Raw genomic sequence first — 22,571 nt, forward strand, 5'->3', positions numbered from 1 at the left:
GGTCCTCCTTTCTTCATATAATCGGCGGGGCAGGCGCCCCAAAAAGTAAAAAAATCCCAATCGTCCCGTCCGGTACGATTGAGAAAATCTTTCTCGAAAAACACTGCCGAGAGACAGCTCCGCCTCCCCACCGTTCAAGCTTTAGCTTCACAAGGCAGTGAAATTGCATTAGATGATACCTTAAAGTTCGATATCGCCTGTTCAAACCATCTCATGATGTCTCCATCATTTCGCGGCAGCAACCCATATCCCTGTGGTAGCCTTACCTACCGGACGCTGTTCACTTTTCTCTCTTATAGTATGCCAAAAAAGCCGCTGTGTCAACCGGTAGAGCTGTAAAATTGGAGAAAAGAAAAAATTAAGGTGGAAGCCGCCCGCTTCGCCGCGGCACGGCAAGATTTCAGCAAGACAAACGTTTGTACGATAAAAGCGCTTGTGGGATCACAAAGCGTATGATATAATAGTATACCTGTAAATCTCAAAGAATAACGCTGCGGGGGGGGAGCCCATGGGAATCCATGACGGACACCGGGAAAAGATGCGCCGGCGCTTTCTGGAAACGGGTCTTGCGGGCTTTGCCGACCACGAGGCGCTGGAGCTGCTTTTATTTTACGCCATTCCCCGCAGGGATACCAACGCTTTGGCCCATGTGCTTTTGGAACGGTACGGCTCTTTGGGGGCGACGCTCACCGCCCCGGTGGAGGACCTTCAAAAGGTGGACGGCGTGGGTGAGAGCGCGGCGCTGCTGCTGCGGCTGGTACCCATGCTGACGGAGCGGAGCAGAGAAAAGGAGAGCGCGCCGGTGATTCTCAACTCCACGGAGCGGGCGGGGGAATACCTCCTTCGCCGGTTTGACGGAAAAAAGTACGAGCTGGTCTATGAGCTGTGTCTGGACAGAAAGGGAAAGCTTTTGGTGAGTAAACTTTTGACCGAGGGCGACGTGAACGGGGCGGAGCTGAACATCCGCAAGCTGGTGGAAAACGCTCTGCTTGCCAATGCCAGCGCCGTGATTCTCTCCCATAACCACCCCAGCGGCGTGGCGCTGCCCTCCGGAGAAGACTTTGCAACCACCGACCGGGTGCGTATGGCGCTTGAAGGCGTGGGCATCCAGTTGGTGGACCACATCATCGTGGCGGACGGGGATTTCGTTTCCATGCGGGACTCCGGCTATTTCACAACCTGATAAAACCGCCCAAAAGGAGGGCTTATGCCAAAATTTAAAGTCGTTTCCCCCTACGAGCCTTCCGGCGACCAGCCGGAGGCCATTCAAAAGCTGGCATGGGGAATTGAAAACGGGCTGGACGAGCAGATTTTGCTGGGCGTCACCGGCTCGGGCAAGACCTTTACCATGGCCAAGGTCATTGAGAAAATACAGCGGCCTACGTTGGTGCTGGCTCATAATAAAACACTGGCCTCCCAGCTTTGTGAGGAGTTCAAGGCGTTCTTTCCAGACAACGCCGTGGAGTATTTTGTCTCGTATTACGACTATTATCAGCCCGAGGCATATATTCCCCATACGGATACCTATATCGCCAAGGACGCGTCCACCAACGACGAGATTGACCGTCTGCGCTTATCCGCCACCTGCGCCCTGCTGGAGCGCCGGGATGTGATCGTGGTGTCCTCCGTCTCGTGTATTTACGGATTGGGAGAACCGGAGGATTTTGCGCGGCTGATGATTTCCATGCGCACGGGACAGACACTGAACCGGGACGAGCTGCTGCGCCGTCTGGTGGAGGATCGGTACGAGCGCAACGACATTGCCTTTGAACGAAATATGTTTCGCGTCCGGGGAGACACGGTGGAAATTTACCCCGCCTATTTCAGAGACAAGGCCCTTCGTGTTGAATTTTTCGGAGACGAGATTGACCGCATCACGGAGTTTAACCCCGTCACGGGCGCGGCCTATCGCCTTCTGGAGCACGCGGTGGTCTATCCCGCCAGCCACTATGTCACCACCAAGGATAAAATGGAGCGGGCTATCGTTGAAATTCGGGAGGAGCTGGAGGAGCAGGTTCGGTATTTTACCGAGCGTAACAAGCTGGTAGAGGCCCAGCGCATCCGCCAGCGTGTGGAGTACGACATTGAGATGATGACGGAGTTGGGCTATTGCTCCGGCATTGAGAATTACTCCCGCATCATCTCACAGCGGCCCGCGGGGTCCGCGCCGATGACGCTGTTGGACTTTTTCCCCAAGGACTTCATGCTGTTTGTGGATGAGAGCCACGTGACGCTGCCGCAGGTGCGGGCCATGTACAACGGCGACCATGCCCGTAAACAAAGCCTGATTGACTATGGTTTCCGCCTTCCCTGCGCCTTTGACAACCGCCCCCTGAAATTTGAGGAGTTTGAGGAGCGGGCGGGTCAGGCGTTGTACGTCTCCGCCACCCCCGCCATCTATGAGCGGGAGCACGCGGGTCAGGTGGTGGAGCAGGTCATTCGACCCACCGGACTTTTGGACCCGGTGGTGGAGGTGCTCCCGGTGGAAGGCCAGATCGACGATCTGATTGCGGAGATTCAGGCCCGGTCCGAGCGGCGGGAGCGGGTGCTGGTGACGACTCTCACCAAGAAAATGGCGGAGGATCTGACGGAATATTTTAAAAACGCCGGAATCAAGGTTCGCTATATGCACTCCGACGTGGAAACGATTGAGCGGATGGAGATTATCCGGGGCCTGCGGCTGGGAGAGTTTGACGTGCTGGTGGGAATCAACCTCCTGCGTGAGGGCCTGGACTTACCCGAGGTAAGTCTTGTGGCCGTGTTGGACGCGGATAAGGAGGGGTTCCTCCGCAGCGAAACCTCCCTCATTCAGACCATGGGCCGCGCGGCGCGAAACGCCGACGGTCTGGTCATTCTCTACGCGGATAAGATTACCCCCTCCATGCGAGCCGCCATGGACGAGACGGAGCGCCGCCGGAAAATTCAGGACGAGTATAACAAGGCCCACGGCATTGTGCCAAAAACCATCATCAAGGACGTGCGGAACACGCTGGAGATTTCTAAGTCCGCCGACCCGGAAACGGCAGGAAAGCGCCGGAAGGTGAAACTAAACGACCGGGAGCGGGCGGAGGAGATTGCGCGGCTTGAAAAGGAGATGAAGGAGGCGGGCAAGATGCTGGAATTCGAGTATGCCGCCATCCTTCGGGACCGTATTATCGAACTGCGAGGAGGATAATCGGGCCGCGCCGCACAGCGTTTTTACAGGGGCTTTTTTCTGCATCAGGCCCGGTTCCTTTGCCGGGGAAAAGTGAAGAAGGGAAAACAGCGAATGAAAGGCGGGGGCCACAGCCGCGAAGCCGCCACACTGCCGGAAGGAGAGCGCATGGAGGAAAACAGAGAACTCACAAAAGCGCAAGCACAGGAGCAAAAACCCGCGCCCAAAGAGCCCGCCGACTGGCGGGCCTATGCCTGCATTCTGGCGGGGGCGGCGCTGTGGGGCATGATCGGCCTGTGGAACCGCCGATTGATGAGCGGCGGCCTTTCCCCGTGGTCCATTGTGCTGGTGCGAAACACCGGGGGGCTTGCCCTACTGTCCGCGATCTTCGGCGTTCGGGACCGCAGCGTGTTCCGGGTGAAACGGGAGCATTTGAAATACTTTTTCGGCACCGGCGTGGTCAGCGTACTGCTGTTCACCGTGTGCTACTTCTCCTGTCAGAAAATCACGTCTCTTGCGGTGGCGTCGATCCTGCTGTACACAGCTCCATCCATCGTGGTGATTTTGTCCGCGATTCTCTGGAAAGAGCCGGTGACGAAGAAAAAGCTGCTGGCGCTGCTGCTGACGCTGCTGGGCTGCGCCCTTGTGTGCGGCGTTTTTGCGGGGGATTTGACGGTCACTCCGGCGGGGATTCTGCTGGGCCTTGGCGCGGGATTTTTCTACGCGCTGTACAGCATCTTCGGGCGATACGCCTTGCAGGCCGGGTACGACGCCCGGACCACCACCGTGTGGACCTTCGTGTTTGCCGGCGTGGGTTCGCTGTTTTTTATCAGACCGGCGGAACTGGCGGCGCTGAGTGCCGCGCCCACCCTTTGGCTGGGCGCGCTGGGGCTGGTGGCGGTGTCCACCGTGGCGCCGTACCTGCTGTATACGTCGGGCCTTGCCCGGGTGGAGTCCGGCAAGGCGTCCATCATGGCAAGTCTTGAACCGGTGGTGGCAACCCTTGTCGGCGTGCTGGTGTTTCAGGAGCCTATGAACGGGCTGACGCTTTTGGGAATCGTGTGCGTCCTTGCGGGCGTGGTGATTTTGAGGTGAGACGATGAAGCAAAAAGACGAAAAGACCAACGTGATGCGGCTGCTGGACCAGAAAAAGATTCCCTACACCGCCCACTTTTACGAGGATACGGATGGCCCCGAAGGGGACCGGGAATACGGCCTCCATGTGGCCCAGGCCATGGGGCAGAACCCGGACCGGGTTTTTAAGACGCTGGTTGCCCAAGGCGCGTCCGGTGGAATTTATGTATATGAGGTCCCGGTGGCGGACAGCCTTGATTTGAAAAAGGCCGCCAAGGCCGTGGGGGAGAAGTCCGTGCAGCTGCTCCCCGTGGCGTCTATTTTGGCCGTCACTGGCTATATTCGTGGCGGGTGCAGCCCCGTGGGGATGAAAAAGCGGTTTCCCACCGTGTTTCACCAAACGGCGGCGGACTTTGAAGCGGTCTATATTTCCGCCGGGAAAATCGGCGCGCAGGTGGAGGTTCCCGTGCGGGACCTGCTGGCGCTGCTGGGGGCGGAGACGGCAGATATTGTGGTGGAGTGACCCCGGCGCGATGCGCCGGGAGATGGCGGCGGGGAACGTACCCCGCGGGAAACGTCTCTTCGGGGGACGGCAAGGAGTTTTTTAGAATATGCAAGACAAAATCGTTGTAAAGGGCGCCCGCGCCAACAATCTTAAAAATGTGGATGTGACCATTCCCCGGGACAAGCTGGTGGTACTCACCGGACTCAGTGGGTCGGGAAAGTCCTCTCTGGCCTTTGACACCATTTATGCCGAGGGCCAGCGCCGCTATGTGGAAAGCCTGTCCTCCTACGCCCGGATGTTTTTGGGACAGATGGAAAAGCCGGACGTGGACTATATCGACGGGCTTAGTCCCGCCATCTCCATTGACCAGAAGACCACCTCCAAAAACCCACGGTCCACCGTGGGCACCGTGACGGAGGTGTACGACTATCTGCGCCTTCTCTGGGCGCGAGCGGGCACGCCCCACTGTCCCAAGTGCGGCAAGGAAATTCGCCAGCAGACCATTGACCAGATCATTGATCAGGTGATGGCTCTGCCGGAGGGGACCCGCATTCAGGTGATGGCCCCGGTGGTGCGGGGAAAAAAGGGCGAGTATGTCAAGACCTTTGAGGACGCACGGAAATCAGGTTACGTCCGCGTCCGAGTGGACGGCTCCCTCTACGAGCTGGACGAAGAGCTGAAGCTGGAGAAAAACAAAAAGCACACCATTGAAATCGTGGTGGACCGGCTGATTATCCGGGAGGACGTGCGCCAGCGGCTGACGGACTCGGTGGAAACCGCATCCTCTCTGACAGGGGGCGTAGTGCTGATCAATCTGGTGCGGGAGGAGCAGGATTTGACCTTCTCCCAGAACTACGCCTGCGAGGACTGCGGCGTTTCCCTTGAGGAGCTGGCGCCCCGGCTGTTCTCCTTCAACAATCCCTTCGGCGCATGCCCTGCCTGCATGGGTCTTGGCAGTCAGCAGAAGGTGGACCCCGCGCTGGTGGTGCCGGACGGAGAGCTGTCCATTCTGGACGGGGCCATTCAGGCCTCCGGCTGGAACAACATCCGAGGCGACGGCATTTCCCGGATGTACTTCGACGCGCTGTCCAAAAAGTACCGGTTCTCCCTGTCTGTTCCGTTCAATGACCTGCCGGAGGACATTAAGACCGTCATTTTTTACGGTACCGGCAATGAAAAGCTGGACCTGCACTACGACCAGCCCCGGGGAAAAGGTGTGCTGCACCAGCCCTTCGAGGGCATCTGTACCAATCTTGAGCGCCGCTATCAGGAGACCCAAAGCGACTCCATGCGCCGGGAGCTGGAGGAATTCATGACCCAGCAGCCCTGCCCCACCTGCGGGGGGAAGCGCCTGCGCAAGGAGGCGTTAGCCGTCACCGTGGGAGATGTGAGCATTTATGACTTCACAAAAATGTCCGTGGTGGACGAGCTGGACTGGGTGGGCAGGCTGAAGCTGACGGAACAGCAGATGCTGATTGCCGATCGGATTCTCCGGGAGATTAAAAGCCGTCTTGGGTTTTTGCAGTCCGTGGGCCTTGGATATCTGACCCTCTCCCGCGCGGCGGGGACCCTATCCGGCGGCGAGAGCCAGCGCATCCGTCTGGCGACACAGATCGGCTCCTCTTTGATGGGGGTGCTGTATATTCTGGACGAGCCTTCCATCGGATTGCACCAGCGGGACAATGACAAGCTGCTTGCAACCCTCAAGCGCCTGCGGGATTTGGGAAATACCCTTCTGGTGGTGGAGCACGACGAGGACACCATGCGCGCGGCGGACTATTTAATTGACGTTGGTCCCGGTGCGGGCGTCCACGGCGGCGAAATCGTGGCCGCCGGAACGCCGGAGGAGGTCATGGAAAATCCCAACTCCGTCACGGGGCAATACCTTTCCGGACGGCGGAAGATCGCCGTCCCCGCAGTCCGGCGTACGGGCAGCGGCAGCGTTTTGAAGGTTGTGGGCGCGGCGGAAAACAACCTGAAGAACGTGAATGTGGAAATTCCGCTGGGGACCTTTACCTGTGTCACCGGCGTGTCCGGGTCGGGAAAGTCGTCTCTTGTGAACGAGATTATTTTCAAAAAGCTGGGCGCGGAGTTGATGCGCATGAAGACGCGGCCCGGAAAGTGCGGGCGCATCGAAGGGCTGGAGTACCTTGACAAGGTGGTGGACATTGACCAAAGTCCCATCGGGCGCACGCCCCGCAGTAACCCTGCCACCTACACCGGGCTGTTCAACGACATTCGAGATATGTTCGCCGCCACGCAGGAGGCCAGAAGCCGGGGCTATGGCCCGGGCCGGTTCAGCTTCAACGTCCGGGGCGGACGGTGCGAGGCCTGCTCCGGCGACGGACTGCTGAAAATTGAAATGCATTTCCTGCCGGATATCTTTGTTCCTTGCGAGGTATGCAAGGGCGCGCGGTATAACCGGGAGACGCTGGAGGTTCGCTATAAGGGCAAAAACATTGCTCAGGTGCTGGACATGACCGTGGAGGAAGCAGCGGAGTTTTTCTCCGCTCTGCCCAAGATCAACAAGAAGCTGAAAACCCTGTGCGACGTGGGCCTTGGCTATGTGAAGCTGGGCCAGTCCTCGACCGAGCTTTCCGGCGGCGAGGCACAGCGGGTGAAGCTGGCGACGGAGCTGAGCAAGGTGGCCACGGGTCGCACCATTTATATTCTGGACGAGCCCACCACCGGCCTTCACAGCGAGGATGTCCGGCGGCTTCTGGAAGTCCTTCAGAAGCTGGTGGAGGGCGGCAACACGGTGCTGGTCATCGAGCACAATCTGGATGTCATCAAGTGCGCCGACTACCTCATTGATCTTGGCCCCGAAGGGGGCGACGGCGGTGGGACCATCGTCTGCACCGGCACGCCGGAGGAGGTAGCCGCCTGCCCGGAGAGTTACACCGGACAATACTTGAAAAAAATGCTCCTCTGATGGAGGATTGGATGGGAGACGGAAGCATGAACATTCGCACCGCCCAAATGGCGGACTTAAAGGCGCTGGCGGCGGTGGAAGCCGCGTGTTTTCCGGCGGCGGAGGCGGCGACAGAAGAGGACTTTGCCGCGCGACTCCGGGTTTATCCCCGGCACTTTTGGCTTTTGGAGGAGGATGGGAAAATCGTCTCCTTTGTCAATGGCATGGCAACAAACGAGGAAACCATCCGGGACGAGATGTTCTCCGATGCGTCTTTCCACAGGGAGGACGGGGCGTGGCAGGCGATTTTCGGCGTGAATACCCTGCCGGACTATCGCCGCCGGGGCCTTGCCCCCCGGCTGCTGCGGGAGGCGGAGCAGGATGCACGGCTTGCCGGTCGGCGGGGCTGCATCCTCACCTGCAAGGCCGCGCTGCTTCCGTGGTATGAAGGCCTTGGCTATCGCAATCAGGGTGTGTCTGGGTCTGTTCACGGCGGCGCGGTGTGGTACGATATGACGCTGGAATTTTGACGGGAGTTGAAAAGCTTCCGGCTACGCAAAGGCAGAAGACGGACTGCGGCGATGCCGCAGTCCGTCTTTTTAACGATGCAAACGCAAGGAAAAATTGGAGATTGCTCCGGGGAAAGCTGCGTGATTGCTTTTGGGCGCGGCAGGCATCTTTGCCCTGTGCCGTATGTTTGACTTTATAGGAAACAGAAAACGCCGGTGCCGCCAATAAGGCGGCACCGGCGTTGAACATCTCTGACGTTATGCGGTATTCCGTACGGGGTTTCGTGGAAATTCGACAAAAAGTGACATGATAAATGTGAGAACATCACCGAAAAGTCACGCCAGAAAACCTTTCAAAATGCGGTCTTCCGCTTCTTCCTCAGTCAGGCCAAGGGTTTGCAGCTTTAAAAGCTGATCGCCCGCAATTTTGCCGATGGCGGCCTCGTGAATGAGCTGTGCGTCCATGCAATTGGAGGCAATTTCCGGAATGGAGCGGATTTTTGCGTCCCCCATGATAATGGAGTCGCACTGCACATGGCCAAAGCTTCTGGCGTTGCCGGTCATCAGCGGGCGGAAGGTCTGCACGGAAGTGTCCTGCGCCACAGACCGGGAAATCACCCGCCCCTTGGATTCTTCACCGTCAAGCACAATCTCCATGTCGCTGTTGGCCGTTTGCTCTCCGTGGGTGAGCAAGCGCTCCGTCACCACAGCCTCCGCGTTTTTCCCACAGACAATTTTGGTGTAGCGCTTGGTGGAGTCAATGCCCCGGATTTGAGTGGTGTCCATCTGGATAGAGGCCCCCTCCTCCAGATATACGATGGTCTGGGGATTCATGATTTTGCCGCCCTTGCCATCCCCTTCGCCATAGTGCTTTTCCGTATAGTGAACGTGAGAATTTTTCCCCACATAAAAGGTGTGTACGCCGTCGTGGCGGCTGGATGTGTCTCCGCAGTTGTGGATGCCGCAGCCAGCCACAATGTTAACATTGCTGTTTTCGCCGATATAAAAGTCGTTGTAGACAAGCTCCTCAATGCCCGGCTTGGTGATGATAACCGGGATATAGCAGGTTTCCCCCGCCGTGCCGGGCTTGATGCGGATGTCGATGCCGGGCTTGTCCTCCTTGCCAGTGATCTCAATGTTTTCCGAGCTCTGCCGTCCGTCGCATCCCGTGTCCTTGCGGATGTTGAAGGCCCCCACCGGTTTCCCGATCAGGTCCGCGATCTTTTCAAGCAGGGCGCGGTCCACTTCCGTATCCATCATCGTGCTGCGCCCCCTTTCGTCAAAACCGGGCAGAAGCCCGTGGTGTCCGCCAGAATTTCCGGCAAAATCTCGTCGGCGGAGCCACGAAGAGTGACGCCCCCGTCGCCGATGACCACCACCTCGTCCGCCAGGGAGATAATCCGCTCCTGATGGGAAATGACGATCATGGTGGCGCTGCCGGACTGGTGAATCTGCTCAAAGGTCTCGGTCAGCCGGGAGAAGCTCCACAGATCGATGCCCGCCTCCGGCTCGTCAAAAATCATAAGCTGTGCGCTCCGGGCCAGAAGCGTGGCAATCTCAATGCGCTTCACCTCGCCGCCGGAGAGGGACGCGTCCACCTCCCGGTCCAGATAGTCGTTGGCGCACAGGCCCACCCGGGTGAGATACTGGCAGCAAAGCTCCTTGGAAAGCGGCCCATCTCCCGCCGCGATGGTCAGAAGGTCCCGGACGGTCAATCCCTTGAACCGGGGAGGCTGTTGAAATCCGTAGCTGATGCCCCGCTTCGCTCGCTCTGTGATGCCGAGATCGGTCACGTCCTCCCCATTCCATAAAATTTTGCCCGATGTGGGCTTCACAAGCCCCATGACAATTTTCGCCAAAGTGGTTTTTCCGCCGCCGTTAGGCCCGGTGAACACCACCAGACGGTGGTCGTCGACGGTCAGGGAGATGTCCTTCAAAATCTCCAGCTTGCCCTCCGGCTCCTGAACGGCGTAATGGATATGTTGCAATTCCAGCACAGCGCGATTCCTCCTTGCGCGTTTTTTCAAAATACGCGGTTATTCTACCATTTTTTTTCTAAAAAGGCAATGCTAACAGCCGGATTTAGGTATTCTGTCCGAAGTGCGGCGGATTTATCTGTCGCCCTGTTTTTACTGGCACACGGAGCGCGGCTGATGCATACCATGAAGAAGAGGACTGGACTCCGCCGGGAATTTGCTTCGCGCGGCGGGGCGCGGCGCGTTTTTTAATACTTGCCGGCGCGAAGCGGCGGAATGGAGCGTTTTTTATGCAACAGCAGGCCGATACATACGACTACCGGCAATATGACAAAATCTGGCAGCGGGTTTCTCCCAATCTGGACCCCTATCCCGGCGTGACCCCGGAGTGCGCCACGGCAAAAACTCCCGCCGTCAGTGCCGCCGTCTCCGAGCCGGAGGAAACCGCCTGCACGGCACAGGTCAAAGCCGCCTCCGTGGAGGACGGCCTCTCCTGTATTGAAGCAAACCCATGCTGTATGGGTACGTCGGCCATGGAGATGCTGCGGGTTTTGCAAAGCTTTATCGAAGAGGAGCTGGCGGCCAAGCGCTATTATCTGGCCTTTTCACGGCAGGCCCCCGGCTGGGCGCGCCAGACGCTGCGGGACATGGCCGAGGACGCGGGCGCCCATGCACGCAGGCTGATGGCGGTGCACTATCTTATCACCTGCCAGTGCTATCAGCCCACTTCGGCCTATGAGCGCATTTATGTGGGCCAGCTTTGCCCTGCTCTGCGGGCTCGGTATCAGGACGAGGTATGCCGTGCCCAGCAATATGAGCGGGCAGCGGAGAGCACCTCGGACCCCTGCCTTTCAAAGCTTTTGTTCGAGCTGAGCGCGGATGGATACCGGCATGCGGATCAGTTGATGATGCTGCTGGAGCGGGCCATGCGTCAGCAGCAGTAAAATGGCGGAAAGGCTCCGGAGAGCTTTCGCGCAAGAGAGCCGCCTGCTATGCAGGCGGCTCTCTTGCATTCCGGCAAAACCCGGAGTGCGGCTTGCATTTCTCCGGGAAATTTGGTATACTAAAAGACAAAATTACCGCGAGATAAGCCGGGAAACGCAAAGCAGCGGGCCGGCAGGCTACCCTGCCGGCCCTATTCAAAAAAGCGGTGGCACCGCGTCGGGGCCGGACACCGCGTGGGGTGCCGCGTGGCGCCCTTCCGCTTAGGCTATCCTATGCCGGCCGGGGCAGGCGGTTCCTGCCGCCGAAAGGGTCCGGCTATTGCGCGGGCGCTGATTTTTCATTGAAAAGAGGGCTTATAATGATAAAGATATCGCCGTCTATCCTGTCCGCTGACTTTGCCAACCTGGAGCGGGACATTCGGAAAATTTCCACCGCTGACTATGTGCATGTGGACGTGATGGATGGTGTGTTTGTCCCAAACATCTCCATCGGCCTGCCGGTGGTAAAGGCAATTCGGCCCGTGACGCAGCAGCCGCTGGACGTTCACCTGATGATTGTGCAGCCGGGACGGTACGCCGGGCGGTTCTGCGACGCAGGGGCGGACATTGTCACCCTCCATGTGGAGGCGGATACGGAGGAGAACCTTCTCTCCGCCATCGACGTGATTCACGCCAAGGGCAAGCGGGCGGGCGTGGTGCTTAAGCCTGCCACCCCGGTTTCGGCGGTGCTGCCCTATCTTGAGCGGGTAGAGCTGATTCTGGTGATGACCGTGGAGCCAGGGTTTGGCGGTCAGAGCTTTATGACCGACCAATTGGACAAGATCCGAGCCATCCGCGCTCTGATTAACGAGCGCAATCCCGCCTGCGAGCTGGAGGTGGACGGGGGAATCGGTCCCGATACCTACCGTGCCTGCGTTGACGCGGGAGCAAACGTGCTGGTGGCGGGCAGCGCGGTATACGGTGCGGAGGACATTGCCGCCCGCATTCAGCTTCTGCGGGGCTGAGAAGCGCCCCTGAATCGGCGCACCGCCGCCATCAATTAAAAAGCGAGGTCTGACCATGGAATATTTTCCCGCGCCGCTGGAAAAGCTGGTGGAGCAGTTTGCCCGCCTGCCGGGTATCGGCGGAAAGTCCGCCCAGCGGCTGGCGTTTTATGTGCTGGGGCTGCCGGAGGAGGAGGCACTGGAGTTTTCGCGTGCAATTATAGACGCGAAAAAACACGTCACCTGCTGTCCCGTGTGCCAGAATTTTACTGCCGGGGGCCTGTGCCCCATCTGCTCCTCGCCCAAGCGGGACGGAAGTGTGATCTGCGTGGTGGCGGACCCCCGGGATGTGGCGGCGCTGGAGCGGTCCCGGGAATTTGGAGGGCACTATCATGTGCTTCACGGAGTCCTGTCACCTATGAACCATGTAGGCCCGGACGACCTTGCCATCCGCCCCCTGCTGGACCGGGTGGCCAAGGGGGGCATCGAGGAGGTCATTATGGCCACCAACCCGGACACGGAGGGGGAGGCCACCGCTATGTATCTTGCGCGGCTTTTAAAGCCCTTTGATGTGAAGGTGACCCGTCTGGCCTACGGCATCCCTGTGGGCGGCCATCTGGAATTTACGGACGACGCCACGCTTTCCCGCGCCCTGGAGGGCCGTCGGGAGATATAAAGACAGGAAAAAGAAAACCGGGGCCGGTCCGTCCGGCCCATACAAATAATTGCTCAAACGAAGAAAGTTGAGGATCATCTATGCCCGAAATCAAAAGAACCGCCATGGTTACCGTCTGCGGACGGCCCAACGTGGGAAAATCCAGCCTGACCAACGCGCTGGTGGGCGAAAAAGTCGCCATCGTGTCCAACAAGGCCCAGACCACCCGCAACCGCATCTGCGGCGTGGTGAACCGGGGAGAAATCCAGTTTGTCCTGATGGACACGCCGGGTCTGCACAAGCCCAAGTCCGCGCTGGGGGACTATATGGTGAAAATTGTCACCTCCAGCCTTTCCGACGTTGACTGCGCATTGCTGCTGGTGGAGCCCATCGCCCACGTGGGCGCGCCGGAATTGGCGCTGATTGCCCGGGTGCGGGAGGAAAACATCCCCACGATTCTGTGCATCAATAAGACGGACACTGTGAAGCCCGACGAGCTGCTGCCGGTCATTGCGGCGTACAATGAGGTGTGGGACGGCTTTGCCGCCATCATCCCCATCTCCGCCCACCGGAAGGACGGACTGGATGACCTGCTGGGCGAGATGAACAAATACGTCAAGGAAGGGCCTCAGCTTTTCCCGGACGGGCAGACCTCCGACCAGCCGGAGCGGCAGGTGATGGGAGAAATTTTGCGGGAGAAGCTGCTTTTGTGCCTTGATAAGGAGATTCCCCATGGCACCGCCGTGGAGATTTCCAAATTTTCCGAGCGGGACGACGAGGTGATCGAGGTGGACGCCACGATTTACTGCGAGAAGTCCAGCCACAAGGGCATTATCATCGGTAAGCAGGGCGCCATGCTGAAAAAAATCAGCAGCATGGCCCGCCACGATATGGAGCGCTTCATGGGGACAAAGGTCTATCTTCAGACCTGGGTCAAGGTGAAGGAAAACTGGCGGGACAACCTGGGCTATGTGCGGAATCTGGGCTATCGGGACAATTGAGACGAAGACACCTATCAGCGGGGCGCACGGAAAATGTGCGCCCCGCTTTTGTGCGCCGTGTGACGCACGACCCGGGAGGGCGGTGTGTACGTGGGAAATTTGTCCCTTTGCGCCGCTTCGTTTGCACCCTCTTGACACGAATTGCAAAGCCTGCTAATATAATAAGAACGCGAGGAACGGAAAGAGTAGCATTTTCCCAAAGGGCAGAGAGGGCGCGCCACCGGCTGAAAGCGCGTCTGCGGAGGGAAGTGTGAAGTGCGTCCGGGAGCGTGAGGTTAATCCCCTCCGGTGAAGCCGCCGTTATCGGGCTGTCCGGCTGCTGGGCCGGCACGAGTATTTGCAAGAGTGGAACCGCGTCGCCGACGCCTCTTGTACCTCTTTGAGGTACGAGGGGCGCTTTTTCATTTAAAAGGAGTGCTGTATGCGGATGCTTGTTTGTCGATGTCCGGGTTTGACTTCCCCGGCATATTTTATTATTGAGATTGAAAAGGAGTCTTGAATATGACCCGTTTGTCAGAATTGTTGGGCGCATATCAGAGCCGGGACCCCGCCGCCCGCAGCAAGCTGGAAGTTTTTTTGCTCTATCCCGGCGTCCATGCCACGATTTATCACCGGATCGCCCATTTCTTTTTTCAAAGAAACATGATGTTTCTTGCCCGGTGCGTCTCCCAGTGGAGCCGCTTTTGGACCGGCATTGAAATCCACCCCGGCGCAAAAATCGGCCGCCGTCTGGTCATTGACCATGGCATGGGCATCGTCATCGGAGAAACTGCCGAGGTGGGGGACGATTGCCTGCTCTACCAGTGCGTGACGCTGGGCGGGACGGGGAAGGATAAGGGAAAGCGCCACCCCACCATCGGAAACAACGTGATGGTGGGCTCCGGGGCCAAGGTTCTTGGCCCCTTCACCGTGGGGGACCATTCCCGCATCGCGGCGGGAGCAGTGGTGCTCAGCGAGGTTCCGCCCAATTCCACCGCCGTGGGCGTTCCGGCGCAGGTGGTGCGGGTCAGCGGGCAAAAGCCGGTGGCCAGCTTCGCCGAGGATGTGGACCAGATCAGCGATATGTGCGACCCCGTGCAGGAAGAGCTGCTTGCCCTGTTCCAGCGGATAGACGCGCTGGAACAGCAGTTGAAAACCATCAAGGAAAGGACGGCCTGAGCCATGTATCTCTACAACTCTGCCACCCATAGAAAAGAAGAATTTAAGCCCAACCACCCGGATATCGTGAAGATGTATACCTGCGGTCCCACGGTCTACCATTTTGCCCACATCGGAAACCTGCGTAGCTATATCATGGAGGACGTGCTGGAAAAGTACCTGCGCTACGTGGGCTATAACGTCAAGCGTGTTATGAATATCACCGACGTGGGGCACCTCACCAGCGATGCGGATACCGGCGAGGATAAAATGCTCAAGGGCGCCCAGAGGGAGCACAAGTCTGTGCTGGAAATCGCCCAGTTTTACACCGATGCGTTTTTCGATGACTGCCGCAAGCTGAACATCAAGCGGCCCGACATTGTGGAGCCTGCCACCCGATGTATTGATGAATATATCACAATCATCACCCGCCTGATGGAAAACGGCCACGCCTATCAGGCCGGTGGCAACGTGTATTTCGACACCTCCAAGCTGGAGCATTATTACCTGTTCAACGACCACGACGCGGAGGATTTGGCCGTGGGCGTGCGGGAAGGCGTGGAGGAGGACTCCAACAAGCGCAATAAAAACGACTTTGTTCTCTGGTTCACCAAGTCCAAATTTGAGGATCAAGCCTTGAAGTGGGACTCTCCCTGGGGCGTGGGCTATCCCGGCTGGCACATTGAGTGCTCCGGTATCTCCATGAAGCATCTGGGTGAGGATCTGGACATTCACTGCGGCGGGATCGACAACGCCTTCCCCCACCACACCAACGAGGTTGCCCAGTCCGAGGCATATCTGGGCCACCATTGGTGCAATTATTGGTTCCACGTTCTGCACCTAAACACCAGTGGCGGAAAAATGAGCAAGTCTAAGGGGGAGTTTCTCACGGTTTCCCTGCTGGAGGAGAAGGGCTACGACCCCATGGACTATCGTTTCTTCTGTCTCCAGTCCCACTACCGCAAGGCGCTGGTGTTCTCCTATGAGAATCTGGACAATGCGAAAACTGCCTATGGCAAGCTGATTGCCCGGATTGCCGCCTTGAAGGACGGCCCGGCGGAGAGCAGCGAGACTGCGGACGCTCTGCGGGCAAAGTTCAGGGCCGCTATGGATAACGATTTGAACACGTCTTTGGGCGTGACCGCGCTGTACGATGTACTGAAAGCGGATATCTCCGATGGGACGAAGCTGGCCCTTTTTGAGGAGTTCGACGGGGTTTTAAGTTTGGGACTGCTGGACCGGGCGGCGAAAAAGCGGGAGCAGGATGCAAAGTCCGTCAGCTCCAATCAGGGCGGATTCACCGTGCAGGGCGAGGGAGACCCGGAGATTGATGCGCTGGTGATCCGGCGCGCCGAAGCCAAGAAGGCCAAAAACTTTGGCGAGGCGGACCGCATCCGTGACGAGCTGAACGCCAAGGGTGTGGAGATCACCGACGTGCCCGGCGGTGCGGTGTGGAAGCGGGCGTAAACCGCTGAGGGAATGTGTGTCCAGACGGGTGAGCGGACCAGTATTCCAATCGCTCCAACCGGTGCCTTTCGGGCAGAGCAGTTTATCTCGCCGGGAGACGGGTCTGGAAATTGCGGAGAATAGGCCGCGTGAACCATGCCTTAAAAAAACTAAGGGCCGGACGCTATACGTCCGGCCCTTTTTTAAAAATATTTTTCTTATTTGTTGCAAATACTACTGAAGATATGCATATATTAGGATATTCTAATAAAACAAAAATGAGTAAATAAATTAAGGCGAAAAAGTCGGCTTTGGACAAAGCCTTAGAGAAAGGACGGGTGAGAACCGGAAATGGACTATGAAGATCAGGCGGAGCTTTTAAAGGCGTTGGCCAATCCCACGCGGCTGAAAATTGTCCACTCCCTGTTGAACACCGGCTGCCGCAACGTGGGCTGCATGGAGCGGGGAACAGGCGTGAGCCAGTCCTGCATTTCTCAGCATTTGCAAAAGCTGAAGGCCGCCGGGGTTGTGGCGGCAGAGCGCAGTGGAAACGAAGTGTATTACAGAGCCGCTTCGCCGGATGTTGCCCGGCTGGTGGCGGCGTTGTTTCAGGAGGAGGTTTCAAACTATGTCCTGTGATGTGTTGGTAATCGGCGGCGGCCCGGCGGGGCTGAGCGCGGCAATCAACGTCCGGGCGCGGGGGAAAAGTGTGCTGGTGATCTCCAACCCGGTGGAGGAAAATCCTCTGTGGAAATCCGAGCGGGTGGAAAATTATCCGGGGCTCCCCGGCGTCACCGGGGAGGAGCTGCTTCTCGCCATGCAAAAGCACGCGGAGACCGACGGGGTGGAATTTACCGAAGGCAAGGCACTGTCCGCCATGAACATGTCCGACGCGTGGTATGTCAGCGTGGGCAGCGATGTGCAGGAGGCCAAGGCCGTGGTGCTGGCGGCGGGCGTTGCCCGGGGAAAGAAATTTCCCGGCGAGGAAGAATTTTTGGGACGGGGCGTAAGCTATTGCGCCACCTGCGACGGGATGCTCTACCGGAACAAGCCTGTAGCGGTGCTGGGATACAGCCAATCGGCCCGGCACGAGGCGGAGTTTTTAAAAGGTATTGGCTGCGAGGTGCATTACTTCGAGAAACCCAAAGACTGCGAAATTACCGGCGAAGGCAAGGTGGAAAAGGTGATTTGCGGCGGTGAGACGGCGGAGGTGGCCTGCGTGTTCATCCTGCGGCCCGCGCTGGCGCCCACGGATTTGTTTCCCGGCCTTACGGTGGAAAACGGCTATGTGCAGGTGGATCGCCGCATGGCAACGTCTCTACCCGGTGTGTTTGCGGCGGGAGACTGCACGGGAACGCCCCTTCAGGCGGCAAAGGCCGCGGGCGAGGGTCTGATCGCCGGGCAAAGCGCGGCGGCGTATGTGGCCGCGCTGGTGCGGAAAGAATAAAGAAAACCAACGGAAGATAAAATAAAGAAAAAGGAGATTTGAAAAATGGCATTGGTGCATTTGAACAACACGGAATTTGACAAGACAATCGAAGCAGCCCCTCTGGCGATGGTGGATTTCTGGGCGGATTGGTGCGGCCCCTGCAAAATGGTGGGGCCCACGGTGGAGAAAATTGCCGCCGATTATGACGGCAAGGCTTTGGTGGCCAAGGTCAATATTGACCAGGAGCCGGAACTGGCTCAACGGTTTGGGGTCATGTCCATTCCCACGCTGGTGTTTTTGAAAAACGGGGAGGAATTTGACCGCAAGGTGGGCGTGATGCCCGAGGCGGCGTTCACCGCCGTGCTGGACGAAAGCCTGTAATTTTAGCGGGCCCGAAAAAGAACTTAAGAGGCGCTCCGCAGACATTTGTCTGCGGAGCGCCTCTGTTCTTGGCTTTTGTGAGATACTTTATCGACTGTTTCGCCGGGAGAGAATTACATCAAGCCCGCGGTGATCTGAAACGAGCTGCTTAATTCCGGTTTGCAGAGTTGGTGGTGTCTTTCAGCAGTACGTCGTGTGCGCCGCCCTCCACAATGGAGACGGAGGACACCAGCGTCAGCTTGGCCTTCTCCCGCAGCGCGGGGATGCTCAGCGCACCGCAGTTGCACATGGTGGAACGGATTTTGGCAAGGGTGGTGGAAATGCCGTCCGCCAGAGCGCCTGCGTAGGGCACGTAGGAATCCACGCCCTCTTCAAAGCTGAGCTTTTTGTCGCCGCCCAAATCATACCGTTCCCAGTTCCGGGCGCGGGCGCTGCCCTCGCCCCAATACTCCTTCATATAGCTGCCGCCCACCAGCGTTTTCGCAGTGGGGCTTTCGTCAAACCGGGAGAAGTACCGTCCCAGCATGCAGAAGTCCGCGCCCATGGCCAACGCCAGCGTGATGTGATAGTCTTGCACAACGCCGCCGTCGGCGCAGATGGGAACGTAAATTCCGGTTTCTTCAAAATATCGGTCCCGTTCCGCCGCCACGTCGATCACTGCCGTGGCCTGTCCCCGACCGATGCCCTTGGTTTCCCGGGTGATGCAGATGGAGCCGCCGCCGATGCCGACCTTTACGAAGTCAGCTCCGGCGTCCGCCAGAAAGCGAAAGCCCTCGCCGTCCACCACGTTGCCCGCGCCGATTTTCACGCTGTCGCCGTATTTTTCACGGGCCCAGACAAGGCAGCGCTTCTGCCATTCGGAAAAGCCCTCAGACGAGTCCATGACCAGCACGTCCGCTCCGGCCTCCACCAGCGCGGGAATCCGCTCCTCATAGTCGCGGGTGTTGATGCCTGCGCCCACCACATAACGCTTTTGCCCGTCCAGCAGCTCCAGAGGATTGTCCTTATGGGTGTCGTAATCCTTGCGGAACACAAAGGCCACCAAGGACCCGTTCTTGGAGACAATGGGGAGGGCGTTGAGCTTGTGGTCCCAGATCAGGTTGTTGGCCTCCTTCAGGCTGGTGCCCTCCGGGGCGAAGACCAGTTTTTCCATGGGGGTCATAAAGGAGGATACCTTCTCCGTGCCGTCCATGCGGCTGACGCGATAATCCCGGCTGGTGACAAGGCCCAAGAGTCGGCCGGTGCCGCTGCCATCCTCGGTCACGGCCATGGTGGAGTGGCCCGTTTTTTCTTTCAGGGCCAGCACGTCGGAAAGTGTGCTGTCGGGTCGAAGGTTGGAGTCGCTGACCACAAAGCCCGCCTTGTGGCCCTTTACTCGGCGGATCATCTCGGCCTGCCGGTCGATGGGCTGGGACACGTAGATGAAGGCAACGCCGCCTTCCCGGGCAAGGGCAATGCCCATCTCATCCCCGGAGACGGCCTGCATTACGGCGGAAACCATGGGGACGTTGGCGGAGAGAGCAGGCTCCTCCCCTCGGCGAAATTTCACAAGGGGTGTTTTCAGGGACACATTGGCGGGAATGCACTCCACGGAGGAGTAGCCCGGCACCAGCAGGTACTCGCTGAAGGTGTGGGAGGGTTCGTTGAAATAATATGCCATAAGGCCACCTCTTTCGTTGTGTATGTTGGAGGGAAACGGACGGCGCACACTCGGCAGAAGCCGGGAAATAAGCCCTCAGTCCAATTTTTCTTGTTCTCTAGAATACCACGTCCCGGGGAAAAAGCAACGGGTATGGAAAAAAAGTCTGAAAAAATGCGCTTGTCGCAGCTCTGATAACAAACAGTGGCCGCTTTTTCATACAAAAAGACGCGGGGATTCCCGCGCCTTTTCTCAACCTTATATCAGGGAAGCATTTGTCACAGCTTTTTGCGCATGACGGTCAGGTTGAAAATTCCGTCCGTAAAATACTGGCGGGAGAAAAATACCGGCTTCCCGTCAATGTCGTAGTCCACCTCATCCATGCGCAGAAGAGGCGCGCCCACGGGAAGACCAAAAATTTCGGAAAGCGCCACATCCGCCAGTCCGGGCCGCACGTCGGTTAGGTCCAAATAGGGGGTCACATCGCAGAACTGACCGAGAAAATGAAAAATGGGAAACTTGAGATCCCGGGCGGTGTAGGTGCCGTTCACAAGCGCCTTTTCAATGATATCCTCGCAATAGATAGCAGGCTTGCCGTCGGCGGTGCACAGCCGGGAAATGCGAATCACCGGCGCGTTGGCCGGGATATGGAGCTTGCGCGCCACATCCGCATCTGCCTCATCGTCCTCCACCCGGACAAAGGCCACGGCGGGCTTGCGTCCACTCTGGCGAATCATGTCCAGAAATTCCAGCTCAATGTCCATGCGGGTCTGAATGTCTAAAACGTGGCGGTTGATGACGGTACCTACGCCGTGGCGGCGGGTGATAAAGCCCTCCCGTTCCAAAGAAGCCAGCACATCCCGCAGTTGGGTGCGGCTGATGCTCATGCTCTCTGCCAGCGCGCTCTCCCGGGGAAGACGGTCGCAATTGGCATAGGCGCCGTCCCGCATGGCGGCGAGAAGCTGTGTGCGAATGGTTTTGGACCGGGGTAGCTGATCGCTCATAATACGCACCTCATTATCGATGAAATCTATCATAGCAGGTAATACCTCATAAGCTGACCCCATTATAGCCGCCTTTTCGGTTTGTCGCAACTGACAAAATCCACAGATTTCGTCCTCGGGCTTTTACGCAGAGAGAAGGTCCCTGAAAAACTGATTTTTGTGTAAATTACTGGTGGACATTTGTCCGCAGAATTATTATAATGGCAGTTGTCGGACGCTGCGCCGCCTTATTTGGCGGCTGCCATATGCGGATGGACTGAGGCTTTCCGGCGGGTTTAAGAGCGCAGGGAGAGCATTTTTAAGGAGGAGCTTGTGAAGAATCTGATTTTAATCGGTATGCCCGGCACGGGCAAGAGCGCCGTGGGCAGGGCCCTGGCGGAGCGCCTGGGGTATACATTTTTAGATGTGGACGACGTGATTAACGAGCGGACCGGAAAGACCCTGAAGGAATTGCTGATGAAGATGGGTGTGGACGACTTTGTGGTGCTGGAAGGGAAGGTTGGCGAAAGCCTGAACCTTGACAGCACGGTGATCGCCACCGGCGGCAGCATGGTGCTCTCCCACAATGCCATGGAGCATTTGCTGGAAAACGGCGTCGGCATCTGGCTGGAAACGCCTTTGCGGGAAATTGAAGGCCGGATGCCGGAGGATTTGTGGGACCGGGGCATCGCCGCGCCCAGAGATATGACCATCCGGGAGATTTACCGGGAGCGGGAACCGCTGTACGCCAAATATGCCGACATGATCGTGGCCAGCCGGGAAGGCGAGGACGCCACCGCCCATCAGGTGGAGCAAGTGATGCGCACCGTGGGCCTGAGTTTGAAAAGCTGAGGAGGGTTCTATGAATATCAAAACAAAAAGAGCGGCCATGCTGAGCTTGTTGGCTGTCGCCGTTGTTTGGAACGGCCTGTGCCTGCTGGGAGTTCTTCCCCTTCCGTACTTCAGGCTTTCCGTGTTTTTGCTTGCGGGATACTCGGCGGCGATGATATTTGTGCCGCTGCTGTTTCCGGCATTCAGAACTGCGGGCGGGACATCAAGCGCTTATTCTGAGCTTACGCCGAAGGAAAAGCGGCTGTCTCTGGTGACGCTCGGGCTGGCTGCGGCGTGGATTGTCACGCTGGCGGTTTGCGTCGCATATTCCGGATAGCTGACTGTGCAAAGCGCCGCAGGCGATGGGAAGTACCGCTGTTTTCAAAAAGCGCTGCGGCTCACCGTGAACGCGGCATGATAAAAAAAGCCCCCGGCTCGTCAAGAGCCGGGGGTTTGTAATTTGGGATACCGTGCTTGGGCCGCAAAGCGCTTTAGTAGCCGCTGATGTCAAGGGACGGGTCGTCCGTGCCTTTTTCTACCGACTGGATGGTCAGCTCATACCCCCGCCCCTCGCCCAGATCCACATGGACAACCTCTCCGGCCCCATGGCCCAGCACCGCTCTTGCAACAGGGGATTCCTTGCTGATCAGGCCCTTTAGCGCGTCCTGACGCAATGTGGTGACGATGCGGATGGTCTGGGGTACGCCCGTGGGGGCGGGAACGATGACCACCGTGTCAAATAAGCCCGCCCCGTCTGCCGTGCCGACGGTGTCAGGCTGAATAATTTTTGCCGTTTGAATCATTTTCTGAAGGTAGCGAATGCGGCTGTCGTTGCGGTTTTTGTCCCGCTTGGCGCATTTGTACTCGAAATTTTCGCTGAGGTCTCCGAAGCCCCGTGCAACTTGCACGTCCTCAATCAGCTTTGGACGCAGCACGGCTGTGCGGTAAGAAATTTCTTCCTCCATTTTTCGGATGTCAACTTCTGTCAGCTCGTCGTACATAAAACCCTCCCA

At 58.0% G+C, this 22,571-nt stretch carries 22 protein-coding genes and 1 riboswitch; of the genes, 17 read left to right on the plus strand and 5 right to left on the minus strand.

The window, feature by feature from the left end; genetic code table 11:
• Nucleotides 1-118 precede the first annotated feature (118 nt).
• Nucleotides 119-281: riboswitch (M-box (ykoK) riboswitch) on the minus strand.
• A 227-nt stretch (nt 282-508) separates the two neighbouring features.
• From RTU96_RS00545 to RTU96_RS00570, 6 genes are all read left to right on the plus strand, one after another.
• Nucleotides 509-1,183 (plus strand): DNA repair protein RadC, encoded by a 675-nt coding sequence (locus RTU96_RS00545; RefSeq protein WP_312281154.1) that lies wholly within the window; start codon nt 509-511, stop codon nt 1,181-1,183.
• 24 nt (nt 1,184-1,207) lie between these two features.
• Nucleotides 1,208-3,175: an excinuclease ABC subunit UvrB gene (gene uvrB, locus RTU96_RS00550; protein WP_312634317.1), complete on the plus strand. Its 1,968-nt coding sequence runs from the start codon at nt 1,208-1,210 to the stop codon at nt 3,173-3,175.
• Nucleotides 3,176-3,268: 93 nt separating this feature from the next.
• Nucleotides 3,269-4,249, plus strand: coding sequence for a DMT family transporter (locus RTU96_RS00555; protein WP_312634318.1), 981 nt, complete (start codon nt 3,269-3,271; stop codon nt 4,247-4,249).
• 4 nt (nt 4,250-4,253) lie between these two features.
• A complete protein-coding gene (ybaK, locus tag RTU96_RS00560; RefSeq protein ID WP_312634319.1) occupies nt 4,254-4,751 on the plus strand; it encodes a Cys-tRNA(Pro) deacylase in 498 nt (165 codons plus the stop codon).
• Nucleotides 4,752-4,839: 88 nt separating this feature from the next.
• On the plus strand, nt 4,840-7,665 hold the full coding sequence (gene uvrA / locus RTU96_RS00565) for an excinuclease ABC subunit UvrA (protein ID WP_312634320.1): 2,826 nt from the start codon (nt 4,840-4,842) through the stop codon (nt 7,663-7,665).
• Between the two features lie 26 nt (nt 7,666-7,691).
• Entirely contained in the window at nt 7,692-8,174 is a 483-nt protein-coding gene (locus tag RTU96_RS00570) for a GNAT family N-acetyltransferase (protein ID WP_312634545.1), read from the plus strand.
• Nucleotides 8,175-8,489: 315 nt separating this feature from the next.
• On the opposite strand, the gene RTU96_RS00575 is transcribed toward RTU96_RS00570, so the two are convergent.
• On the minus strand, nt 8,490-9,413 hold the full coding sequence (locus tag RTU96_RS00575) for a SufB/SufD family protein (protein ID WP_397356166.1): 924 nt from the start codon (nt 9,411-9,413) through the stop codon (nt 8,490-8,492).
• Nucleotides 9,410-10,150 carry an ATP-binding cassette domain-containing protein gene (locus RTU96_RS00580; protein ID WP_312634322.1) on the minus strand — a complete coding sequence of 247 codons (741 nt, stop codon included), beginning with the start codon at nt 10,148-10,150 and terminating at the stop codon, nt 9,410-9,412. Before RTU96_RS00580 ends, RTU96_RS00575 begins: the two co-directional genes overlap by 4 nt.
• 269 nt (nt 10,151-10,419) lie before the next feature.
• Between RTU96_RS00580 and RTU96_RS00585 the strand changes: the two genes are divergently transcribed.
• The 9 genes from RTU96_RS00585 to trxA all read left to right on the plus strand — a co-directional run bounded on the left by RTU96_RS00585 (nt 10,420) and on the right by trxA (nt 18,105).
• Nucleotides 10,420-11,073, plus strand: a complete 654-nt coding sequence (locus RTU96_RS00585) for a ferritin-like domain-containing protein (protein WP_312634323.1) — start codon at nt 10,420-10,422, stop codon at nt 11,071-11,073.
• Between the two features lie 359 nt (nt 11,074-11,432).
• Complete coding sequence (gene rpe, locus RTU96_RS00590; protein ID WP_312634324.1) at nt 11,433-12,077, plus strand: ribulose-phosphate 3-epimerase; 645 nt, start codon at nt 11,433-11,435, stop codon at nt 12,075-12,077.
• Between the two features lie 55 nt (nt 12,078-12,132).
• On the plus strand, nt 12,133-12,732 hold the full coding sequence (gene recR, locus RTU96_RS00595; protein WP_312634325.1) for a recombination mediator RecR: 600 nt from the start codon (nt 12,133-12,135) through the stop codon (nt 12,730-12,732).
• Between the two features lie 80 nt (nt 12,733-12,812).
• Nucleotides 12,813-13,712, plus strand: a complete 900-nt coding sequence (era, locus tag RTU96_RS00600; RefSeq protein WP_312634327.1) for a GTPase Era — start codon at nt 12,813-12,815, stop codon at nt 13,710-13,712.
• 501 nt (nt 13,713-14,213) lie between these two features.
• Nucleotides 14,214-14,870 carry a serine O-acetyltransferase EpsC gene (epsC, locus tag RTU96_RS00605; protein WP_312634328.1) on the plus strand — a complete coding sequence of 219 codons (657 nt, stop codon included), beginning with the start codon at nt 14,214-14,216 and terminating at the stop codon, nt 14,868-14,870.
• Nucleotides 14,871-14,873: 3 nt separating this feature from the next.
• Nucleotides 14,874-16,316 (plus strand): cysteine--tRNA ligase, encoded by a 1,443-nt coding sequence (cysS, locus tag RTU96_RS00610; protein WP_312634329.1) that lies wholly within the window; start codon nt 14,874-14,876, stop codon nt 16,314-16,316.
• Nucleotides 16,317-16,646: 330 nt separating this feature from the next.
• Nucleotides 16,647-16,934 (plus strand): metalloregulator ArsR/SmtB family transcription factor, encoded by a 288-nt coding sequence (locus RTU96_RS00615; protein WP_312634331.1) that lies wholly within the window; start codon nt 16,647-16,649, stop codon nt 16,932-16,934.
• On the plus strand, nt 16,924-17,742 hold the full coding sequence (locus tag RTU96_RS00620; RefSeq protein WP_312634332.1) for an FAD-dependent oxidoreductase: 819 nt from the start codon (nt 16,924-16,926) through the stop codon (nt 17,740-17,742). The genes RTU96_RS00615 and RTU96_RS00620 overlap by 11 nt, the downstream gene beginning before the upstream one ends.
• Nucleotides 17,743-17,787: 45 nt before the next feature.
• Nucleotides 17,788-18,105, plus strand: a complete 318-nt coding sequence (gene trxA / locus RTU96_RS00625) for a thioredoxin (RefSeq protein ID WP_312634334.1) — start codon at nt 17,788-17,790, stop codon at nt 18,103-18,105.
• Nucleotides 18,106-18,253: 148 nt separating this feature from the next.
• On the opposite strand, the gene RTU96_RS00630 is transcribed toward trxA, so the two are convergent.
• The gene (locus RTU96_RS00630; RefSeq protein WP_312634335.1) at nt 18,254-19,765 is read right to left on the minus strand and encodes an IMP dehydrogenase; all 1,512 of its coding nucleotides are present in this window, start codon (nt 19,763-19,765) and stop codon (nt 18,254-18,256) included.
• Between the two features lie 257 nt (nt 19,766-20,022).
• Nucleotides 20,023-20,748, minus strand: a complete 726-nt coding sequence (locus RTU96_RS00635) for a GntR family transcriptional regulator (protein ID WP_312634336.1) — start codon at nt 20,746-20,748, stop codon at nt 20,023-20,025.
• Between the two features lie 312 nt (nt 20,749-21,060).
• Between RTU96_RS00635 and RTU96_RS00640 the strand changes: the two genes are divergently transcribed.
• Both RTU96_RS00640 and RTU96_RS00645 read left to right on the plus strand, forming a co-directional pair.
• Nucleotides 21,061-21,579, plus strand: a complete 519-nt coding sequence (locus tag RTU96_RS00640) for a shikimate kinase (RefSeq protein WP_312634337.1) — start codon at nt 21,061-21,063, stop codon at nt 21,577-21,579.
• Nucleotides 21,580-21,589: 10 nt separating this feature from the next.
• Nucleotides 21,590-21,895: a hypothetical protein gene (locus RTU96_RS00645; RefSeq protein ID WP_312634338.1), complete on the plus strand. Its 306-nt coding sequence runs from the start codon at nt 21,590-21,592 to the stop codon at nt 21,893-21,895.
• Nucleotides 21,896-22,049: 154 nt separating this feature from the next.
• Here RTU96_RS00645 and RTU96_RS00650 read toward each other — a convergent pair whose 3' ends face one another.
• The gene (locus RTU96_RS00650) at nt 22,050-22,559 is read right to left on the minus strand and encodes a GreA/GreB family elongation factor (RefSeq protein ID WP_312634339.1); all 510 of its coding nucleotides are present in this window, start codon (nt 22,557-22,559) and stop codon (nt 22,050-22,052) included.
• Between the last annotated feature and the right edge of the window lie 12 nt (nt 22,560-22,571).

This window comes from Oscillibacter sp., from assembly GCF_032018205.1.
GTDB lineage: Bacteria > Bacillota > Clostridia > Oscillospirales > Oscillospiraceae > Oscillibacter.